The sequence below is a fragment of the Pseudomonas sp. CMR5c genome (assembly GCF_003850545.1).
Classification (GTDB): domain Bacteria; phylum Pseudomonadota; class Gammaproteobacteria; order Pseudomonadales; family Pseudomonadaceae; genus Aquipseudomonas; species Aquipseudomonas piscis.
Genome location: NZ_CP027705.1, coordinates 3,540,306 through 3,556,356 on the forward strand (window position 1 = coordinate 3,540,306; position 16,051 = coordinate 3,556,356).

Below are 16,051 nucleotides of genomic sequence, written 5' to 3' on the forward strand. Positions count from 1 at the left end.
GTTGCGACATAGGTCATGACGATCTCACCCTCACGCCAGCCAACAAGTGTCGCCATGGTGCTTGTGTCGAAGTGCTCGCGCATTTTGCTGCCGGTGGCCAGCCGGATACGCCCCCACAGAGTGGCCGTTACGCCTATTCCCCTATGCCGCCTTGTTCTAGAGCCGGTGCAAATGCACAGCCTGCTCATACTCCACATGATGGAGCGGAGGATCGCTCGAGAAAGGCGGCCTTGAGCATCGCCAGGCACACCAGGATGATCGCTGCGCCCGCGATAAAGGCCAGGCAGCGCCACTGCCAGTCCAGATCCGGGGCGAAACCTGCAACCACCGCAGCGATACCCAGGCCCAGCAGGACCAGGAAGAGAAAAACGGCAATCAGCCAGGTGCCGAAGAACAGGACACGCCATGGCCATTTGCTGCGTTTGATTGGTGAAGGGCGTTCGACACGAGAGGGGTGTTCGTGCTGCATATCCATCGCAAAACCAGCTGTTCCATGCAAGAAACCCTGGCCGAGCCGCCAGGTTCAGGTCATTCCTCGACCCGATCCCCAATTGAGAGGGGTGGAGGATCAGGCCAGGAATGAGGGCCGCATGATGCCAAATGAGCCTGCCGCAGACAACCGCCAAGGCTCGCTCAGCCTCTGCGGTACTGGCTCAAACCCAGGCCGGTGTGGCGCTTGAAGTATTTGCCGAGATAGGACGCATCGGCAAAATTCAGCTCTTCGGCGATCCGCTGCACCGCCTTGCGTGGTTGGGCCAACTGCTTCTTGATCTCCAGCACCACCTGCCTGTCGATCAGTGTCTTGGGCGTATCGTTGAAATACTTGCGCGACAGTTGTGCCAGGTAATAGGGGGTCACATGCAGCAGGTCTGCATAGAACGCCACCTCTCGTTGCTGCCGGCAGTGCACCGCGATCAGCTCCCAGAATCGCCAGCAGAGCGCTTCCGGCCTGCTGAAGTCGTTCCTGGTCACGCTCTGCAGGTCGACGCTCGCGCATAACCACAAGAACAGGTTCTGGAAATGATTGACCAGCATCGGTCGCCGATAGTCCGCGCCCTGTTCCTGGATGATCGACGCCTGGTTCTCCCAGGCCTGCAAGAAGGCCTGAAACTGCCGGTTGGCACGCAGCAACGGCGAACGATTCAAGAAGGCGAACAGGCTGTTGGGCAGCGCCGCGGCCACCTCTGCCGCGATGGCACGGTTCAGTAGATAGCAACGACAGGCAAAGTCATCCGACCTGTGCCTGAACCAGGCGATCGAATCCTCGGCGAGAACCAGAAAGTCGTTTTCCATCACCTTGTACGGCTGGAAGTTCACCTCCAGTTCGGCGCTGCCCTGCTGGCACACCAGCACCACCACGTAGGCCAAGGCCAGGGGGTGCCCCTGGTCACCGTCGAACCGGCAACAGCCAATGAAGAAGTCCTCGGCACCACTCTCCGTCAGGTCCAACACTGCTGCCCAGCCCTCCAAGCATGCCCTTTGTTTTGAAAATTACTTTTTTTGCCCCGATCCATACATTGCCCCTGCCCTGGCGGCTTTCCACAATTGCGCTGGTTATTTTGCTCTACAAACATCAGGAAAACACGTCATGTTGAACACCCAACGCCTTGTCCTGCGGCCCTGGCGAGCCAGCGACGCGTCCAGCCTCTACCGGTACGCCAGCGACCCGCGAGTGGGCCCGATCGCCGGCTGGCCAGTGCATGAAAGCGAAGCGCAGAGTTTGGAAATCATCCAAACGCTGTTTTCGCGCTCGGAAGTCTACGCAGTAACGTGCAAGCAGGACGATGTGGCCATCGGCCTGGTGGGATTGCTCATTGGCCAGGACAGTCATTTCGAGATTGCCGGGAACGAGGCGGAAATCGCCTACTGGATCGGCGTGCCGTTCTGGGGCCTGGGACTGATTCCGGAAGCGGTCAGGGAACTGATGCGCCACGCCTTCGTCGATCTGGATCTTGGCGCCTTGTGGTGCGGCTACTTTGCCGGGAACGAACAATCGTTCCGGGCCCAGGCCAAGTGCGGCTTCAAGCATCACCACAGCGAAAGCGGCAAATTCAACCCATTCATGAACGACTACCGGGACGAACACATCAGCCACATCAGCAGGCAGGAATGGCTGATGCTTCAACGACACAGCTCGCCATCGCTCCCCGACTGAGGACGCTGCAGGAGTCCAGGCTCACTACTTGGCAGGCGCATCCCAGCAATCGGCCTTGCGCGAGCAGACATCGTACTGGCGATCCATCAGCGCCATGCGATCCAGGTGCGCCTTGGTGGCCGCGCGAAAGGACTCATCGCTCTTGATCATGTACTGCGAAGTCCTTTGCGCCATGCGCGCGCCCCACTGGCGCCGGCTCTTGTCATCCAGGGCTTGCGACCCGCTGGCGAGCTTTTGCAGCATACCGTCGTCAACACGGTTCAATTCGTCGCGGTAAGCCGCAACATACTGGTCCCGGGCCGCGTCATGTTGATGGTTGAGGTCGTACTGCATCGCTTCCAGGTTCTGTTTGTATAACGCCCAGTAGGCCTCAGGCAGCCGCGCCGAATCCGCTTTCCTCAGGGCGGCGATGCGTGCGTCGTTGTTGATGTCGGCTGCCAGTACCGGCTTGCCCGCGGATACGACGACCGCGTCATTGGTAATGATCCGCTCGATCAAGGCACTCCGGGCAGCGCTCTGGGGCAAGGGTTGGCCCAGAGGCTCGAGTGAAACAGGCTCGGTAGTCACAGAGGCCGGGGGAACAGCGCAACCTGAAACCAGCAGGCAGGCAGACATCAGGGTCAAGGCGAAGGCATTGCGAGCGAACATGAGCTCTCCATGAGCAGCGAAAACGGGCGCGCAGCATACCCAAGAGCCCTGTGGACCTGTAGTCACCGAGAAAAATAATAGCGTTTTGATGGCTATTAGCACCCACCCCAAACATACCGAAAAGAACTGGCATACTTCGCGGCTGAACCACAAAGCGGAATGAGCACATGGATGCACAAGAATTCGTGGCACTTTGGAAAGCCGAGAAACGCCTGGTCCAGGAGGAGCTCCGCCATGGGACAGGAGCCGCCGCCCAACAATTCAGGGCCCTGGAACTAAGCGAAGGACAATCGCAAAAGCTGTGGGAGGCCATGGATACGGCGCTGACCGATGTGTTCTACAGCCTGCTGCTGGGCCTCGATGGGGCCGCGGCCATTGGCGGCGAACAGCATGACTACCAACTGCGAGAAGAAGGCGGCAACCTCATTTCAGGAAACGGCGAGATCGAGGCGGAAGCCTTCGAGCAGTTCCATTCCTGACGAAAAGCCCGACTGTACACCGCCGATCGTCCACTCTCGGCAGTTGATGCATCGAGGCGCTGTGGCTCTTCGCGCGGATCAAGCCGGAGCAATGCGCTGCGCCTTGAATACCAGGCTTGGGGGCTGGCCCGGCACATCATCCAGTTCACCGCAGAGCTGCATGCCAATCTTCTCCAGCACTCGGATCGACGCTCCATGGTCGGGCCTCACCAACCCGTGAACTTCCGGCAGGCCCAGTTGTTTGAAAGCATGCTCCAGCGCATCGCGCCCCAACTGGGTGGCATAGCCCCTGCCCCAGGCTTCGACCGCGAAGCGATAACCCAGGTTGATACGCTGTTCGGCCAGGTAATGGTGCGTAGCAATCCCGCCAAATCCCAGGATGCGCTCAGGCGCGCAACTGCTGGCGATCGCCCAGGTACCGTACTGGTGCCGTGCCCAATGTTCGATCCAGCGGCCTAGCAGCGCCTGTGCTTGAGCGAAATCGGCCATTGGTCCCGCAGGATTGAACAGATTGGTGCGTGGGTCGCCATAGATACTGAAAAGCCGCTCCGCGTCATCGGGACGTGGTAGTCGGTAAACCAGTCGTGAAGCGTTGTTCGTCATATAAAAGTTCTTCCTGTGTTCGCAAGGCCAGCAGCCAAGCGGTTTGGCAAGGACTCTAGCATCCTGACCCTTCTGGCGATCCGAATACCCGGACGCGCTACGCTAACTCCCCGCCTCCGCCCATGGGAGGCCGTCCATCGAATTATAGGAAAACCGATTTGCCACATTATGGGAGACCCCGTAATACTGCCGCCATGGAACTCAAAGACCGCCTCAAGACCGCCCGCCGCCATGCCCAGCTCAACCAGACCGAACTGGCTGTACGGGCGGGTATCACCCAGACCTCGATCTCCGATCTGGAGCGAGGAAAATCCAAGGCCACCGCCTTCGTGGCGCAGATCGCCTCTGCCTGTGGCGTATCCGCCCTGTGGCTGGCCGAAGGTGATGGTCAGATGCTGGTTGCCAACCAGGATAGTCCTGCAACGCGGGCGCCGAAGATCGAACTGGACGCTATCGAGACCTGGGACGAGGACACTCCCCTTGGTGACAATGAGATGAACGTCCCGTTCCTGCATGAGGTGGAACTGGCTGCCGGTTCTGGGCGTTTCGTGATCGAGGCCAGCACCACCGCCCATCTGCGCTTCTTCAAGAAGGATCTGCGCCAGAACGGCGTGCAACTCGGCGATGCAAGATGCGTATCGGTGAGTGGGAACAGCATGATCCCGGTATTGCGGGATGGCGCCACGGTGGGCGTTAACAGCGGCAGATGTGCGCTGAAGGATGTGGTGGACGGCGAGATGTATGCCCTCGATCACAAAGGCCAGTTGCGAGTAAAACAACTCTACCGCCTGCCTGGCGGTTTGCGCCTGCGTAGCTTCAACCGGGAAGAACACCCTGATGAAGACTATGGCTTCACCGAGATCCAGGAACAGCAAATCTCGATCCTGGGCCATGTGTTCTGGTGGGCAATGTACTCGCGCTGATACCTGCTGTTTTGCAATCCCTCCAGGCGCTTGACCAATGCCATCCCCAAGCTTCTTGTGAGCCCGCCATAGGCGGGTTTCTTTGCACGACAAAATATAGGAATACCCATTTACAATAAATACAGGTTTACCTATATTTCATCCATGCCGACTCACCGTCGGCCCGGCAGCGAAGGCTGCATCGCTCTTTAACAAGACGTGCCACTTCGGATCGTCAGCGGCTAGCTGGGATCGGCCTGGCCATCTCCAGGGAGCGAGAGACAAGGCATTGAACGAAGTCCCGCAAAGCTCGCGGATTTCTGCCCAATGCCTTGCTCGACATCAGCGCAGCACCTGCAAGGAACTGCGAGTTTCATATCCAAGGACCATAAGGAACAGCATGAACAACTTCGGCAGCATCATCGCCCACGGCACCCTCTACCTCTATCCAGAGCGACCGCCGCAGGACCTTTTGTGGATCGACCAGAACGGCCACACCAATTATTGGTGTTCGGTCCAGGGCGGCACCTCGGGAACCTCCAAGACGCCGCGCACCGAGAGTCGCCAGACTCTGCCTGACTCCCCTGTCTCGTTCAACTGGCCACGCGGCAGTGCCAGGCACGCCATGAGCGGCCGAGTCCGCGTGGAAGCCGCTCCATCCAGTGGCAAGGTCATCGTCGGGCAGATCCATGCCCTCAACGCCCCCAATCCGTTCCTGATGGTCATCTGGTGGAACGGCGTCGTGCGGATCGAGACCCGTAGCACGCCGGGAGGCCTGGCCAGGACTGTGTTGAAGAAGCCCGTCGCGCTGGGCCAGGCGTTCGACTACAGCGTTGAGGTCGATGCCCAGGGCGAACTGAGCATCGCTCTTGATACCCTCAGCGCCAACATGCCAGTCGGCAAGTCCTGGGACAGGTACCCCTTCTACTTCAAGGCGGGCTCCTATGTGATCGACAACGAAGGGCCGGCAACCGAAGGCGGCTGGGTGGTTTACGAGTCCTTCGACGTATACAACGGCGCGCTGCAAGCCTGACGGCCACAACCTCAAAACGTCCCTGGTGCAGGATACCCGCAGGCTCGGATGTCAGTCTGCAGCCCGGGCCAGCAGGTTGCTCCTGTGCCTGGTTGTTATGCCGTACCCGACAAACACGAAGGCAACGGTTCATGACTGAACAGTCAGCATGGGTAAAAAGCCCGCTCAAGACGGCTTCAAACAGCGCTTGAACCCATCCCCCTTCACATACAAGGCTGCCCGGGCCACCAGCCTACCCATGGCCCACAAAGGAACAGAACTTGAATAACCAAGAGCACCGCATGCGCCTATTGGAGTTGGCAAGCGACCTCTACCAGGCAACGTTGGAAAATCGACCAGATAAGCTTCAAATAAAAATGAACATCCGCGACGCCATCGAAGAAGCTCTTGCAGGAGGCGTCGCACAAAGCATTGCGCACGATCTACGAGACAACATCGCACCCTTTTGCTTGCCATTCGATGAGGAGCGATACCTGGATCTGTGTGTGTTGGCTGAAGCCGTGGCCGAGGGAAGATCGGCATTATTGAAAGCCTACAAGATCCGAATTCTGCAGGCAGATCTGGGCTGACCGAATCGAACTGCGATGCCTGTACCAATAGTCAACCTTATCTGTTGCCAATACCATTCGTACCGACTCGCACTATCACTTCCCTAGGCGAGAAGTTCAGCCTGACCAAACAGGTCACTTGAACTTCCAGCCCTGGAAAGTCCGGAAACCAGTTTGCAGATATAAAAACCCAGCGCACTGCTGTTTTTTTCCAAGGTCGGTTTTCCGGTTAAACCAAGTACATCTCCAGCGAGGCACCGTTTCCAGCCAGTTGCGTACCTATGCCATAGGCTGCATTGACTACCCTGCATACTGACTTGCGGCGAGCCAGATTTTCAACTTCCGGATCGGTAATCAAGTCCTCAAAATAGGCGATCAGGCTATCGTCTGCTAGAAGGTTGGCTCCTTTGAGCCTCGCCGTCATATTCTTTATTTGAGCTTTAGCGGACTTACCTGAAAGCGAACACACCCTGTGGTCGACCGCAAGCAGGAACAGTTCTTCAATTTTTTGAAGGTCATGATTTCCCAAGTTCGTAAGCATAAAAGCCATCCGTGACTAGTGGTTCGGTCAAATTGATAATCCAGCTCGCTCATGTAGCAGCGGCTTCAAGGTCTTCTGCCACTTCAGAATAAGGGATACAGGGTTACAATCAAGCTGCAGCTCTTCACATCGCTCCATCGATCGATCCTTGCACTCGTCGCACTTTATTGCATCGATATCAGTGTAGCGTTCGCCGGTGGCTTGCAGTCGATGAACGAAAAGCATGGGCCGGCCGGCGTTGCCAGCAATGAGTCTTTTGTCGTGGCCAGGAGTAAGTTAGTCAAACAAGGTTGGCAGCCGACACTGGTGCATACCTCTGATGCTTGTGAATACAGCGGCGTGGAACGGGAGCTGGTTGCACACAAGTTTTTCGAGGTCGACACCTGCTCCCTAGATAGTTCGCGCTGCATCTTGTTCTACTCAAAGAAAGGCACGTGCCTGCGTGTCGACACTATCGGCGAACACCTAAATGACATGAGGGTTGCGCGATGGGTAGATGAGTGCCCTAACATGCCTGCGGGGCCAGATGCAGCAACCAACACGCGCCCATGACTGTTTGCAGAATGCTAGTGCACTTGCTACCTCGTTTCATGGGATCGATGCTGCTCATTCGCTAGCCTGATACCGACCGAGTCTGCGGTGCCATCTCGACAGCGGCACAGCGCCCTTTCGTCCGCACCTTTTGCACCAGTCGAGCTCTATTGACGAACACATCGATCTCACAGCTGCCTGAGTGCTGCACGTCTTCCCAGTACTCTGCATGTACAAGTTGCCCGTTCTGTGGCCCCGTATAAGTACCCGCGGCTTCACGCGTGACATAACTACTGTCGCGTACATATCTGAGCACTACCAAATCTTCCTCCGGCACCACCATGATCCGTCTTGGCACACCGAAGAAGTCGATCAACTCGCCCACCGGACGATCTTTCCAGGCACTGCTGGCCGCCAGTGATGCACAGCCACTGAGCAAGGTGGCCAACAGGCCCAAGATGAGCAATCGGTTCATAAGGTCTTCTCCCTGGAGGCCGCTTTACTTGGCAGACATCTGTGCGAATCCTTCATCTATCTGCTGCATGATGGCCGCCTTGGCGGTCTCGCGGTTCAATATCTGGAACAGTTGTGGCCCTGCCTTGCTCATTTGCGATGCAGGCATTACACCCAGGCGCTCCATCTTCTTGGCTTGGCGTTCAGCCGGCTTGCATAGGAAGTCACGGCTTTGCGCCAGCCAGGTGTCAGGCTTGCTCTGCCATTGGTCGGAATACTTTGCGTTGCGAAGCTCATTGAATACGCTGCGGAAATCCTGTGCCCCAGTGGTGCGCACACGGTTCTTTGCACAATCGATTTCCACATCCCAAGCGGTAAAAGTGGGCTTGCCAGGCTCTTCGTAAAGTTGATAGACGCCCAATGATTTCAGGCCACCCGGGCGACTGAAGATGTTATTGGGGTCACCGTCGGCGATGAACACCTGATGCTTGCCCAAGCCTCCTTGGTAGTGAACTACCCAAAAGTCCCCCATCTGTACATCGCTCGCCTGAGCAGCGAGGGCATTGCACAGTAATACGGCAGGTAAGAGTTGCCTTGTGAAAGCGATCATGGAGGCCTGTCCTTCGCCGTTATCTTTGAAGGCGGTAGCTTCACATCCTGAATATAAGGCAAAGGGCTATCTAGCACATCCGTCCTATCTATACGAAAACAGATACTGCAAATACCCCCGGAGCAAGCCCGTGCAACTATCGCTACTTGGCTTTTCGCTAACGTGTCGATCCACCGGCTCTCTGTAAATAAGCCCAACATGCGCTCGTTGATGTTGCCCGCACTTGTGGCGATCAAGTGCCTGGGTATCACTCTTTGGGCGCCGCATTTGAATGAGTTCCAGCGAATACGGCGAACGTACAGGAAATAACTCACTGCAAACGCAAACATGCTTTAACAGTGAGTTGACGGGGACTGGTTGAGAAAGACAAAAAAGAAAGGCACCCGAAGGTGCCCACTTGCGCCGTTTATGGCTGGAATCGAGTGCCACAGGCATGACACATCCAGGTACGACGCCATTCTTCCAATTTGTCGTACTGCGCGACGTTGAATTTCCAATGACGGACGAAGCCGATCACGCCGACCGTGATCAATATCACGCCCATGAAGAACCTCGTCCAATCCACTCCCCAGAAAGTGTTCATGAGTTTGAGACCGTCATACAAGATGATGGCGCCAACCCCTGTAAGGATCACTGGGCCAAGCAGGCGCTTACCCGGGGGTGGGCCGGCGCTGGCAGCCAAGTCGGTCTGATGCCGACCTGTAGTTTCGACGGTCACGCTGGGGCCGAATCCGGATTGGGATTGCGCTTGATGGGTCGCTTGTATGTGAGAGGTGCCAGCAGCATGGATGACGGACAGAAGCTGGACGTTTTGGCCTTGGCATTGCGGACAGCAGATGGCGTTGTTGCTCACCACGTAATCATTCCTTTGAAGGGCGGGAAAGAGCCATTCTAAGACAATATGGCCCCTCAATGCACCTGAACAGCCTAAGCCAGACACCAGAAGTAAAAAGCCCAGCACAAGGCCTCTTGGCATCCCAAGACCTGAACTGTAGAAGTCGACGGGTGCTCATGCCCATGATATTGCTGGGTGCAGACCAGAGGTTGGGGCCGGAACGCCTGTGCCTGACCTGTGTCAGGCCACTGCAATCGCAGGGCAAGCCCGCTAGTAACTTCACCGGCCTTTCTCCCGGCTGGCTACGGCACCAGGTTCACGCCGTTGCAACGGCCCTTGGTGGAGAAGTCACTGATATGCCGCGCCTTGTCCACCGTCATCAGGATCGTTCAACCACCCGGGTGAGACACATCGTCCCAGTAGTTGGTCTGGACCATTACATTGCCTTGCATCTGCGCGCTGCTGCCAACCACCTCCTGACGCACACAGTCTTTTCGCTAAGGATGCACGCGGGTATGAAAAAGATGCTCGAAAGTACAGTAATCAATAAAGATTGGGGCCCATCAGTACTAACAAGAGCGACGATTGCTACGCCGAGTATCAATAACCCGCCTAAAAAGAACAGTCACCGCCCAAGCTTTTTATTTGGATATTGATTGAACATTATAAGGCCACCTTCGCCGCTTTCAGTCTCAGTAGTTCCAGGGTGGATTCTTGTCGAAGCATACCCTCTTCAATCGCCCCTTTGATTTCCCTTGGCAGCGACTGCAAAACCCTCCCCCACAGTACCTCTTCTAGCTCTTTTCCACTCAAGCCCGACGCAGTAGCGGCCAAGGACAAGTCATGTCTGAAACAATAAACCACCTCAATGCCGCTTCCCAAGGATCAAGGCGCCAGCAAGAAAGATACAACCTGGAAACAACATCCAGTTGCCGCCATCGGCCAAGCCCATGCCAAACACCACACTTCCAATGAATAGCAAGGGCAGATTGATTGCGAGTTTCATAAAACACTCCTTGTTTTAAGAATCAATCCAATTTGGTCGAACGCAGAGAAATATAACTGTCGAGGAGAAGTCTGCCTGAAGAAAGAACGGCGATCATCCCGGCTCGGGAACAGCGCGCAGTGTATACCCCAATCACCGTGATCCCCCCTGGGGTCCGCCAGGAGTCTGGTGCTCCGCAGGAAGAGCCATTGCGATCGACTTGGCGGGAGATCGGCAACTCACCATCCCAACTGGCACCTCCCCGAGGACACGCTGAGCTTTCACCGGATCATCATGAACCGAACGCCACATGAGCGAACGAAGACCAGGCACCACCGGGCAGTATCACTCCACGACCGCGCGATGAAAGCCATCAACCAAGCCCGGCCAAGGTGACTCTTCGCGCTTGATCTCCAAGTCAGCCCAGCCGCAAAGCCCTTTAGTGTTCCAGCAGCACAAAGGAGGGCTGTGGATCAGGGAGCCAAGTGTTACAATCCGCGACTTCAAATCAGCGCTCAAGGCGCTGGTCATCCGTGAACGCCGGCAGTACGACACCCGCCACACCTACGCAACAATGTGCCTGATAGCTGGGATGAACCGAAGCGTTCATCGCAAACCAGCTCGGCCACAGCGTCGAGATGTTGCTCTCTACCTACGCGAAATGGATCAGCTCCTCCTCGGACTGAAGGGAGCTGGAGAAGCTGCCGCCGCAAGTCTAATTGGCCCAAGTTTGGCCCAAGACTGACGAAATGGCCTAAATACACCTCTGGAACCCCCGCAGGACAAGCACTTGATTTCTACAGCCAATATCACCATGCAGTTCGGCGCCAAGCCGCTGTTCGAGAACGTCTCGGTCAAGTTCAACAACGGCAATCGCTACGGCCTGATCGGCGCCAACGGTTGCGGCAAGTCAACCTTCATGAAAATCCTCGGCGGCGACCTGGAGCCCTCCAGTGGCCAGGTCATGCTCGAGCCGAATGTACGCCTGGGCAAGCTGCGCCAGGATCAGTTCGCCTATGAAGAATTCACCGTGATCGACACCGTGATCATGGGCCACGAGGAGTTGTGGCGGGTCAAGGCCGAGCGCGATCGCATCTACTCGCTGCCGGAAATGACCGAAGAAGACGGCATGGCCGTGGCCGAGCTGGAAACCGAATTCGCCGAGATGGACGGCTACACCGCCGAGTCCCGCGCCGGCGAACTGCTGCTGGGCCTGGGTATCCCCCTGGAACAGCATTTCGGCCCCATGACGGAAGTGGCTCCAGGTTGGAAGCTCCGGGTATTGCTGGCCCAGGCGCTGTTCTCGGATCCGGAAGTCCTGCTGCTGGACGAACCGACCAACCACCTGGACATCAACACCATCCGCTGGCTGGAAAACATCCTCACGGCGCGTAACAGCACCATGATCATCATTTCCCACGACCGGCACTTCCTCAACAGTGTCTGCACCCACATGGCCGACCTGGACTACGGCGAGCTGCGCCTGTTCCCGGGCAACTACGACGAGTACATGACCGCCTCGACCCAGGCTCGCGAGCGCCTGCTGTCCGACAACGCCAAGAAGAAAGCGCAGATCGCCGAGCTGCAGACCTTCGTCAGCCGCTTCTCGGCCAACGCCTCCAAGGCCAAGCAGGCCACCAGCCGCGCCAAGCAGATCGACAAGATCCAGCTGGAGGAAGTCAAGCCGTCGAGCCGGGTCAGCCCGTTCATCCGCTTCGACCAGAACAAGAAGCTGCACCGCCAGGCGGTGACCCTGGAGAAGGTATCCAAGGGCTTCGAAGACAAGCAGTTGTTCAAGGACTTCAGCTTCACCGTGGAAGCCGGCGAGCGCGTGGCCATCATCGGCCCCAACGGCATCGGCAAGACCACCCTGCTGCGTACTCTGGTCGGTGAGCTCGCCCCGGATTCGGGCAACGTGAAGTGGACCGACAGCGCCGAGACTGGCTACTACGCCCAGGACCACGCTCACGATTTCGAGGCCGACGAAACCCTGTTCGAATGGATGGGCCAGTGGACCAGCGGCGAACAGAACATCCGGGCTGCCCTGGGTCGCATGCTGTTCTCTTCCGACGAAATCCAGAAGTCGGTCAAGGTGCTTTCCGGTGGTGAACAGGGCCGCATGCTGTTCGGCAAGCTGGCCTGCCAGAAGCCCAACGTACTGCTGATGGACGAACCGACCAACCACCTGGACATGGAATCCATCGAAGCGCTGAACCTGGCGCTGGAAAACTACCCGGGCACGCTGATCTTCGTCAGCCACGACCGCGAGTTCGTATCGTCCCTGGCCACTCGCATCATCGAGCTGAGCCCGAACGGCGTGACCGACTTCAGTGGCACCTACGACGACTACCTGCGTAGCCAGGGCTTGCTGTTCTAAGACAGCGACAACCGGTGAGTAGCAAGACAAGGCCCCGTCCAGCGTGACGGGGCTTTTTGGTTCACCTCATTGCCCTCTTGAAAGGACCGGATGGGAATAAATAGTTAGCCTGCTTTCTTTTAATTTCGCGGCACGCGATGATGCGGCCCTCTAACCGCCGCCCGCGAACGAGCCTTCATGCCCGAGCCCCAGACATCCGCGCAAAGCTCCATGGCGATCACCCAGCAGATCGTTTCCATCGTTTTCTATACCTTCATCGCCTTTCTCTGCATCGGCCTGCCGATTGCCGTACTGCCAGGTTATGTCCACGAACAGTTGGGATTCAGTGCCGTGATCGCCGGCCTGACCATCGGCTCCCAGTACCTGGCTACCCTGCTCAGTCGCCCCATGGCCGGACGCATGTCCGATACCGTCGGCACCAAGCGCTCGATCGTCTACGGTTTGCTGGGCATCTTGCTGAGCGGCGTGTTGACCCTGGTTTCAGTGTGGCTGCAAGAACTGCCCTGGCTAAGCCTGGCGGTGCTATTGGGCGGCCGCCTGCTGCTGGGGGTGGCCCAGGGCCTGATCGGGGTCGGCACCATCAGCTGGTGCATGGGCCAGGTCGGCGCGGAACATACCGCGCGGTCGATCTCCTGGAACGGCATCGCCTCCTACGGCGCCATTGCCATTGGCGCGCCGCTGGGAGTGGTGATGGTCCAGCAATACGGTTTCGCCAGCCTGGGCGTGGCGCTTTCAGCCCTGGCCTTGCTGGCCTTGTTATTGATCCGCAGCAAACCATCGGTACCGGTGGTGCGGGGTGAGCGCCTGCCGTTCTGGGCGGTGTTCGGGCGAATCGCGCCCTTCGGCGTGAGCCTGAGCCTGGCCTCTATCGGCTATGGCACCCTGACCACCTTCATCACCCTGTTCTACCTGAGCCTGGGCTGGGATGGCGCGGCCTACTGCCTGACGGTGTTCGGCGTCTGTTTCATCTGCTCGCGCCTGTTGTTCATTTCCAGCATCAGCCGCTTTGGCGGCTTTCGTTCGGCAATCGCCTGCATGAGCGTCGAAACCTTAGGGCTCGGCCTGCTCTGGCTCGCCCCCTCCCCCGCCTGGGCACTGGTGGGAGCCGGCCTTACCGGTTTCGGCCTGTCGCTGGTGTATCCGGCCCTGGGGGTGGAGGCCATCAAGCAGGTGCCCAACAGCAGCCGGGGCGCCGGCTTGAGCGCCTACGCGGTGTTCTTCGACCTCGCGCTGGCGGTCGCCGGGCCCTTGATGGGCGCGGTGGCGCTGAACCTTGGCTATGCATGGATCTTTTTCTGCGCCGCCCTGCTGTCCGTCACCGGCCTGGGCCTGACCCTGCTGCTCAAGCACCGCGCTGCGGCCTGAATCACTGGTCGGCAGTCTGCATGCCAGCCCGGTCCGGCTTGCCCAAGGTCTGGGCGAAGAACCTGCCCGCCTCGGAAATCAAGTTGCGGTGGATGTCGACCCGATCCACCCCGTCGGCGTCGGTGCACAGCAACGGCATGGCCGCCTGCTGCTCGGCGGTACACGGCGCCATGAACACGAAGTGCCCGGCCCCGGCCAGCAACTTGAAGTCCGGCGCCACCGGCAGTTTGCGCGCCAGGGCCGCGGCGTTCTTGTCCAGGGCGACCAGTTGATCGCCGTCACCGCTGTACAGCAACACCGGTACATGCACCCCGGACAAGGTCTGGCGACCGAACTTGAGGCTCAACGGTGCCATCAACAGCAAGGCATGTACCCGGGGATCGGCTACCGGCTGCAAGTCATCGCGATCGACGATCAGTTCACCCTGGGTATTACAGGCATCCCGGTCATCCGGACGCTCCTGGCAATAACGCCGCAGGCGATCCAGGTCTGGAGTGGCGCCGGACAGGATCAGCGCCGTCTCGCCGCCGGCCGAATAGCCGATCACCCCTACCTGCTCGGCATTGACGAATGGGGCCAGCATCGGATCGGCCAGGGTCGCAGTGATGGCCTCGGAAATCTGGATCGGCCGGCCATAGAGATTGCTCAGGGTACCCAGCCGGCTGTGGTCCCTGGAGTTGTCTCCCGGATGAATCACCGCCACCACCACGAACCCCTTGCGCGCCAGGGATGTGGCCAGATCGTGCAGGGCCAGGGGCGTTCCGGTGTTGCCATGGGACAGCATCAGCATCGGGAAGCGGCCGATGGCGATCTTGGCATCGCGAGAGGCACCGATCCGATAACCCTCCAACTGGCTGGAGTGCTCGATACCAGTGGACGGGTAAAAAGCAATGGCACGCATTGGCTGCTGGTCCAGCGGATCGAGAAAGCTCAACTCATGAAAGCCGACGCTCCAATGCGGATGGGGCGCCGCCTGCACCGAAGCCATGCCGCTGAACAGGCAGATCAGTAACATTGCACAACGACCGCTCATCACACACCCACCTTAGTCGCAGGATCGAGAATGCCGGTTGCCCGTGCCATCCCTTGCCGCCAAGGCTCTGGAGGAGATTCGTCCTGGAATCGGAACCGCGCGCTAAAGAAGAAGCTCTCTTCAACCTGCATAACCCGAGCCAGAAAACCTGGAAAAGCCAATAAAAAAACTCCGTACCCTGATCATCTGAAACGATGACCAGAATACAGAGTCTAGTGGCCCTGCTGGCGCGTGAAAGCGTCTTTACACAAGCCTTACGCGGCAGCGAAGAGCGGCCCGCGAATATGCGCCTGGGCGTCGGCCATGGCCTTGCTGCGTACCTCTTCGCCATAACCCAGGCCATGGGCACGGACGAACTCGATATCGGTAATGCCCATGAAACCGAACATCACCTTCAGGTAGTCCTCGTGTCCGACACCGGTAGGCATGCCGACATGCAGGCCGCCGGAGGTAGACACCACGATCACCTTCTTGTCGCCGCACAAGCCTTGCGGGCCGGCCTCGGTGTAACGGAAGGTCTTGCCGGATATGGCGATGCGGTCGAACCAGGCCTTGAGCTGGCTGGGGATGGTGAAGTTGTACATGGGCGCTGCGACCACCAGCGTGTCGGCAGCCAGGAATTCTTCCAGTGTCTGAGCACTGAGCCGGGCCTCGTGCTGCTGGGCGGCATCGCGCAGTTCGGCGACGGTGCCGGCGGCCACCAGGGTGGCGGCGGAGAAGTGGCTGATGGCATCGGCGGCCAGGTCACGGTAGGTCACCACCGCTTGTGGCTCGGCGGCCTTCCAGGCCTCTACCACGCTGTGGCTGAGCTGACGGGAAGCCGAGTTGTCGCCAAGAATGCTGGAATCGATATGCAACAGTTTCATCTGGATTCTCCAAGTGAGGACCGCCGCTTGGCGATCGAATGTTGGCAATCCTACCCATGAAACCAATGGATGATTAGTCAGCATAAA

General features: G+C 58.3%; 19 protein-coding genes. 8 read left to right on the plus strand and 11 right to left on the minus strand.

Annotated elements, in window-relative coordinates; genetic code table 11:
* Positions 1-184 precede the first annotated feature (184 nt).
* Entirely contained in the window at positions 185-475 is a 291-nt protein-coding gene (locus C4K40_RS16255; RefSeq protein WP_022638870.1) for a hypothetical protein, read from the minus strand.
* 158 nt (positions 476-633) lie between these two features.
* Entirely contained in the window at positions 634-1,452 is an 819-nt protein-coding gene (locus C4K40_RS16260) for a helix-turn-helix domain-containing protein (RefSeq protein WP_124421324.1), read from the minus strand.
* Between the two features lie 136 nt (positions 1,453-1,588).
* On the opposite strand from C4K40_RS16260, the gene C4K40_RS16265 reads away from it, so the two are divergent.
* Positions 1,589-2,155: a GNAT family N-acetyltransferase gene (locus C4K40_RS16265; RefSeq protein ID WP_022638872.1), complete on the plus strand. Its 567-nt coding sequence runs from the start codon at positions 1,589-1,591 to the stop codon at positions 2,153-2,155.
* 24 nt (positions 2,156-2,179) lie between these two features.
* Here the strand turns inward: C4K40_RS16265 and C4K40_RS16270 are convergent, their stop codons facing one another.
* Positions 2,180-2,653, minus strand: coding sequence for a hypothetical protein (locus tag C4K40_RS16270; RefSeq protein WP_235777268.1), 474 nt, complete (start codon positions 2,651-2,653; stop codon positions 2,180-2,182).
* A 317-nt stretch (positions 2,654-2,970) separates the two neighbouring features.
* On the opposite strand from C4K40_RS16270, the gene C4K40_RS16275 reads away from it, so the two are divergent.
* Positions 2,971-3,282: a hypothetical protein gene (locus C4K40_RS16275; protein WP_022638874.1), complete on the plus strand. Its 312-nt coding sequence runs from the start codon at positions 2,971-2,973 to the stop codon at positions 3,280-3,282.
* A 78-nt stretch (positions 3,283-3,360) separates the two neighbouring features.
* On the opposite strand, the gene C4K40_RS16280 is transcribed toward C4K40_RS16275, so the two are convergent.
* Positions 3,361-3,885, minus strand: a complete 525-nt coding sequence (locus C4K40_RS16280; protein WP_031319901.1) for a GNAT family N-acetyltransferase — start codon at positions 3,883-3,885, stop codon at positions 3,361-3,363.
* 194 nt (positions 3,886-4,079) lie between these two features.
* Here C4K40_RS16280 and C4K40_RS16285 point away from each other — a divergent pair, with 194 nt between their 5' ends.
* The 3 genes from C4K40_RS16285 (at position 4,080) to C4K40_RS16295 (ending at position 6,389) form a co-directional block, all read left to right on the plus strand.
* Positions 4,080-4,808 (plus strand): helix-turn-helix transcriptional regulator, encoded by a 729-nt coding sequence (locus C4K40_RS16285; RefSeq protein ID WP_022638876.1) that lies wholly within the window; start codon positions 4,080-4,082, stop codon positions 4,806-4,808.
* A gap of 379 nt (positions 4,809-5,187) precedes the next feature.
* Complete coding sequence (locus C4K40_RS16290; RefSeq protein ID WP_053130223.1) at positions 5,188-5,820, plus strand: polysaccharide lyase family 7 protein; 633 nt, start codon at positions 5,188-5,190, stop codon at positions 5,818-5,820.
* A gap of 260 nt (positions 5,821-6,080) precedes the next feature.
* Positions 6,081-6,389: a hypothetical protein gene (locus tag C4K40_RS16295; protein ID WP_124421325.1), complete on the plus strand. Its 309-nt coding sequence runs from the start codon at positions 6,081-6,083 to the stop codon at positions 6,387-6,389.
* 208 nt (positions 6,390-6,597) lie between these two features.
* Here C4K40_RS16295 and C4K40_RS16300 read toward each other — a convergent pair whose 3' ends face one another.
* The 4 genes from C4K40_RS16300 to C4K40_RS16320 all read right to left on the minus strand — a co-directional run bounded on the left by C4K40_RS16300 (position 6,598) and on the right by C4K40_RS16320 (position 9,356).
* Positions 6,598-6,909, minus strand: coding sequence for a hypothetical protein (locus C4K40_RS16300; RefSeq protein WP_124421326.1), 312 nt, complete (start codon positions 6,907-6,909; stop codon positions 6,598-6,600).
* Between the two features lie 613 nt (positions 6,910-7,522).
* On the minus strand, positions 7,523-7,915 hold the full coding sequence (locus tag C4K40_RS16310) for a hypothetical protein (protein ID WP_053130233.1): 393 nt from the start codon (positions 7,913-7,915) through the stop codon (positions 7,523-7,525).
* A gap of 24 nt (positions 7,916-7,939) precedes the next feature.
* Positions 7,940-8,503 (minus strand): hypothetical protein, encoded by a 564-nt coding sequence (locus tag C4K40_RS16315; protein WP_053130236.1) that lies wholly within the window; start codon positions 8,501-8,503, stop codon positions 7,940-7,942.
* A 406-nt stretch (positions 8,504-8,909) separates the two neighbouring features.
* Complete coding sequence (locus C4K40_RS16320) at positions 8,910-9,356, minus strand: hypothetical protein (RefSeq protein ID WP_124421327.1); 447 nt, start codon at positions 9,354-9,356, stop codon at positions 8,910-8,912.
* 164 nt (positions 9,357-9,520) lie between these two features.
* On the opposite strand from C4K40_RS16320, the gene C4K40_RS31560 reads away from it, so the two are divergent.
* A complete protein-coding gene (locus C4K40_RS31560; protein WP_157064357.1) occupies positions 9,521-9,994 on the plus strand; it encodes a hypothetical protein in 474 nt (157 codons plus the stop codon).
* Between the two features lie 209 nt (positions 9,995-10,203).
* Here C4K40_RS31560 and C4K40_RS31565 read toward each other — a convergent pair whose 3' ends face one another.
* Positions 10,204-10,344, minus strand: a complete 141-nt coding sequence (locus C4K40_RS31565) for a hypothetical protein (RefSeq protein ID WP_157064358.1) — start codon at positions 10,342-10,344, stop codon at positions 10,204-10,206.
* Between the two features lie 769 nt (positions 10,345-11,113).
* On the opposite strand from C4K40_RS31565, the gene C4K40_RS16330 reads away from it, so the two are divergent.
* The gene (locus tag C4K40_RS16330) at positions 11,114-12,700 is read left to right on the plus strand and encodes an ABC-F family ATPase (protein WP_053130242.1); all 1,587 of its coding nucleotides are present in this window, start codon (positions 11,114-11,116) and stop codon (positions 12,698-12,700) included.
* Positions 12,701-12,877: 177 nt separating this feature from the next.
* A complete protein-coding gene (locus C4K40_RS16335) occupies positions 12,878-14,065 on the plus strand; it encodes an MFS transporter (RefSeq protein WP_053130245.1) in 1,188 nt (395 codons plus the stop codon).
* Between the two features lies 1 nt (position 14,066).
* Here the strand turns inward: C4K40_RS16335 and C4K40_RS16340 are convergent, their stop codons facing one another.
* Together C4K40_RS16340 and C4K40_RS16345 are read right to left on the minus strand one after the other, a co-directional pair.
* Entirely contained in the window at positions 14,067-15,098 is a 1,032-nt protein-coding gene (locus C4K40_RS16340; RefSeq protein ID WP_053130248.1) for a dienelactone hydrolase, read from the minus strand.
* 254 nt (positions 15,099-15,352) lie between these two features.
* Positions 15,353-15,964 carry an FMN-dependent NADH-azoreductase gene (locus tag C4K40_RS16345; protein ID WP_053130251.1) on the minus strand — a complete coding sequence of 204 codons (612 nt, stop codon included), beginning with the start codon at positions 15,962-15,964 and terminating at the stop codon, positions 15,353-15,355.
* Between the last annotated feature and the right edge of the window lie 87 nt (positions 15,965-16,051).

Coding starts and splice junctions, on each gene's coding strand:
- C4K40_RS16300 (WP_124421326.1), bottom strand. CDS start 6,909: ATGCTTACGAACTTGGGAAATCATGACCTTCAAAAAATTGAAGAACTG.
- C4K40_RS16275 (WP_022638874.1), top strand. CDS start 2,971: ATGGATGCACAAGAATTCGTGGCACTTTGGAAAGCCGAGAAACGCCTG.
- C4K40_RS16335 (WP_053130245.1), top strand. CDS start 12,878: ATGCCCGAGCCCCAGACATCCGCGCAAAGCTCCATGGCGATCACCCAG.
- C4K40_RS16255 (WP_022638870.1), bottom strand. CDS start 475: ATGGATATGCAGCACGAACACCCCTCTCGTGTCGAACGCCCTTCACCA.
- C4K40_RS16290 (WP_053130223.1), top strand. CDS start 5,188: ATGAACAACTTCGGCAGCATCATCGCCCACGGCACCCTCTACCTCTAT.
- C4K40_RS16265 (WP_022638872.1), top strand. CDS start 1,589: ATGTTGAACACCCAACGCCTTGTCCTGCGGCCCTGGCGAGCCAGCGAC.
- C4K40_RS16340 (WP_053130248.1), bottom strand. CDS start 15,098: ATGAGCGGTCGTTGTGCAATGTTACTGATCTGCCTGTTCAGCGGCATG.
- C4K40_RS31565 (WP_157064358.1), bottom strand. CDS start 10,344: ATGAAACTCGCAATCAATCTGCCCTTGCTATTCATTGGAAGTGTGGTG.
- C4K40_RS16315 (WP_053130236.1), bottom strand. CDS start 8,503: ATGATCGCTTTCACAAGGCAACTCTTACCTGCCGTATTACTGTGCAAT.
- C4K40_RS16310 (WP_053130233.1), bottom strand. CDS start 7,915: ATGAACCGATTGCTCATCTTGGGCCTGTTGGCCACCTTGCTCAGTGGC.
- C4K40_RS31560 (WP_157064357.1), top strand. CDS start 9,521: ATGATATTGCTGGGTGCAGACCAGAGGTTGGGGCCGGAACGCCTGTGC.
- C4K40_RS16280 (WP_031319901.1), bottom strand. CDS start 3,885: ATGACGAACAACGCTTCACGACTGGTTTACCGACTACCACGTCCCGAT.
- C4K40_RS16285 (WP_022638876.1), top strand. CDS start 4,080: ATGGAACTCAAAGACCGCCTCAAGACCGCCCGCCGCCATGCCCAGCTC.
- C4K40_RS16345 (WP_053130251.1), bottom strand. CDS start 15,964: ATGAAACTGTTGCATATCGATTCCAGCATTCTTGGCGACAACTCGGCT.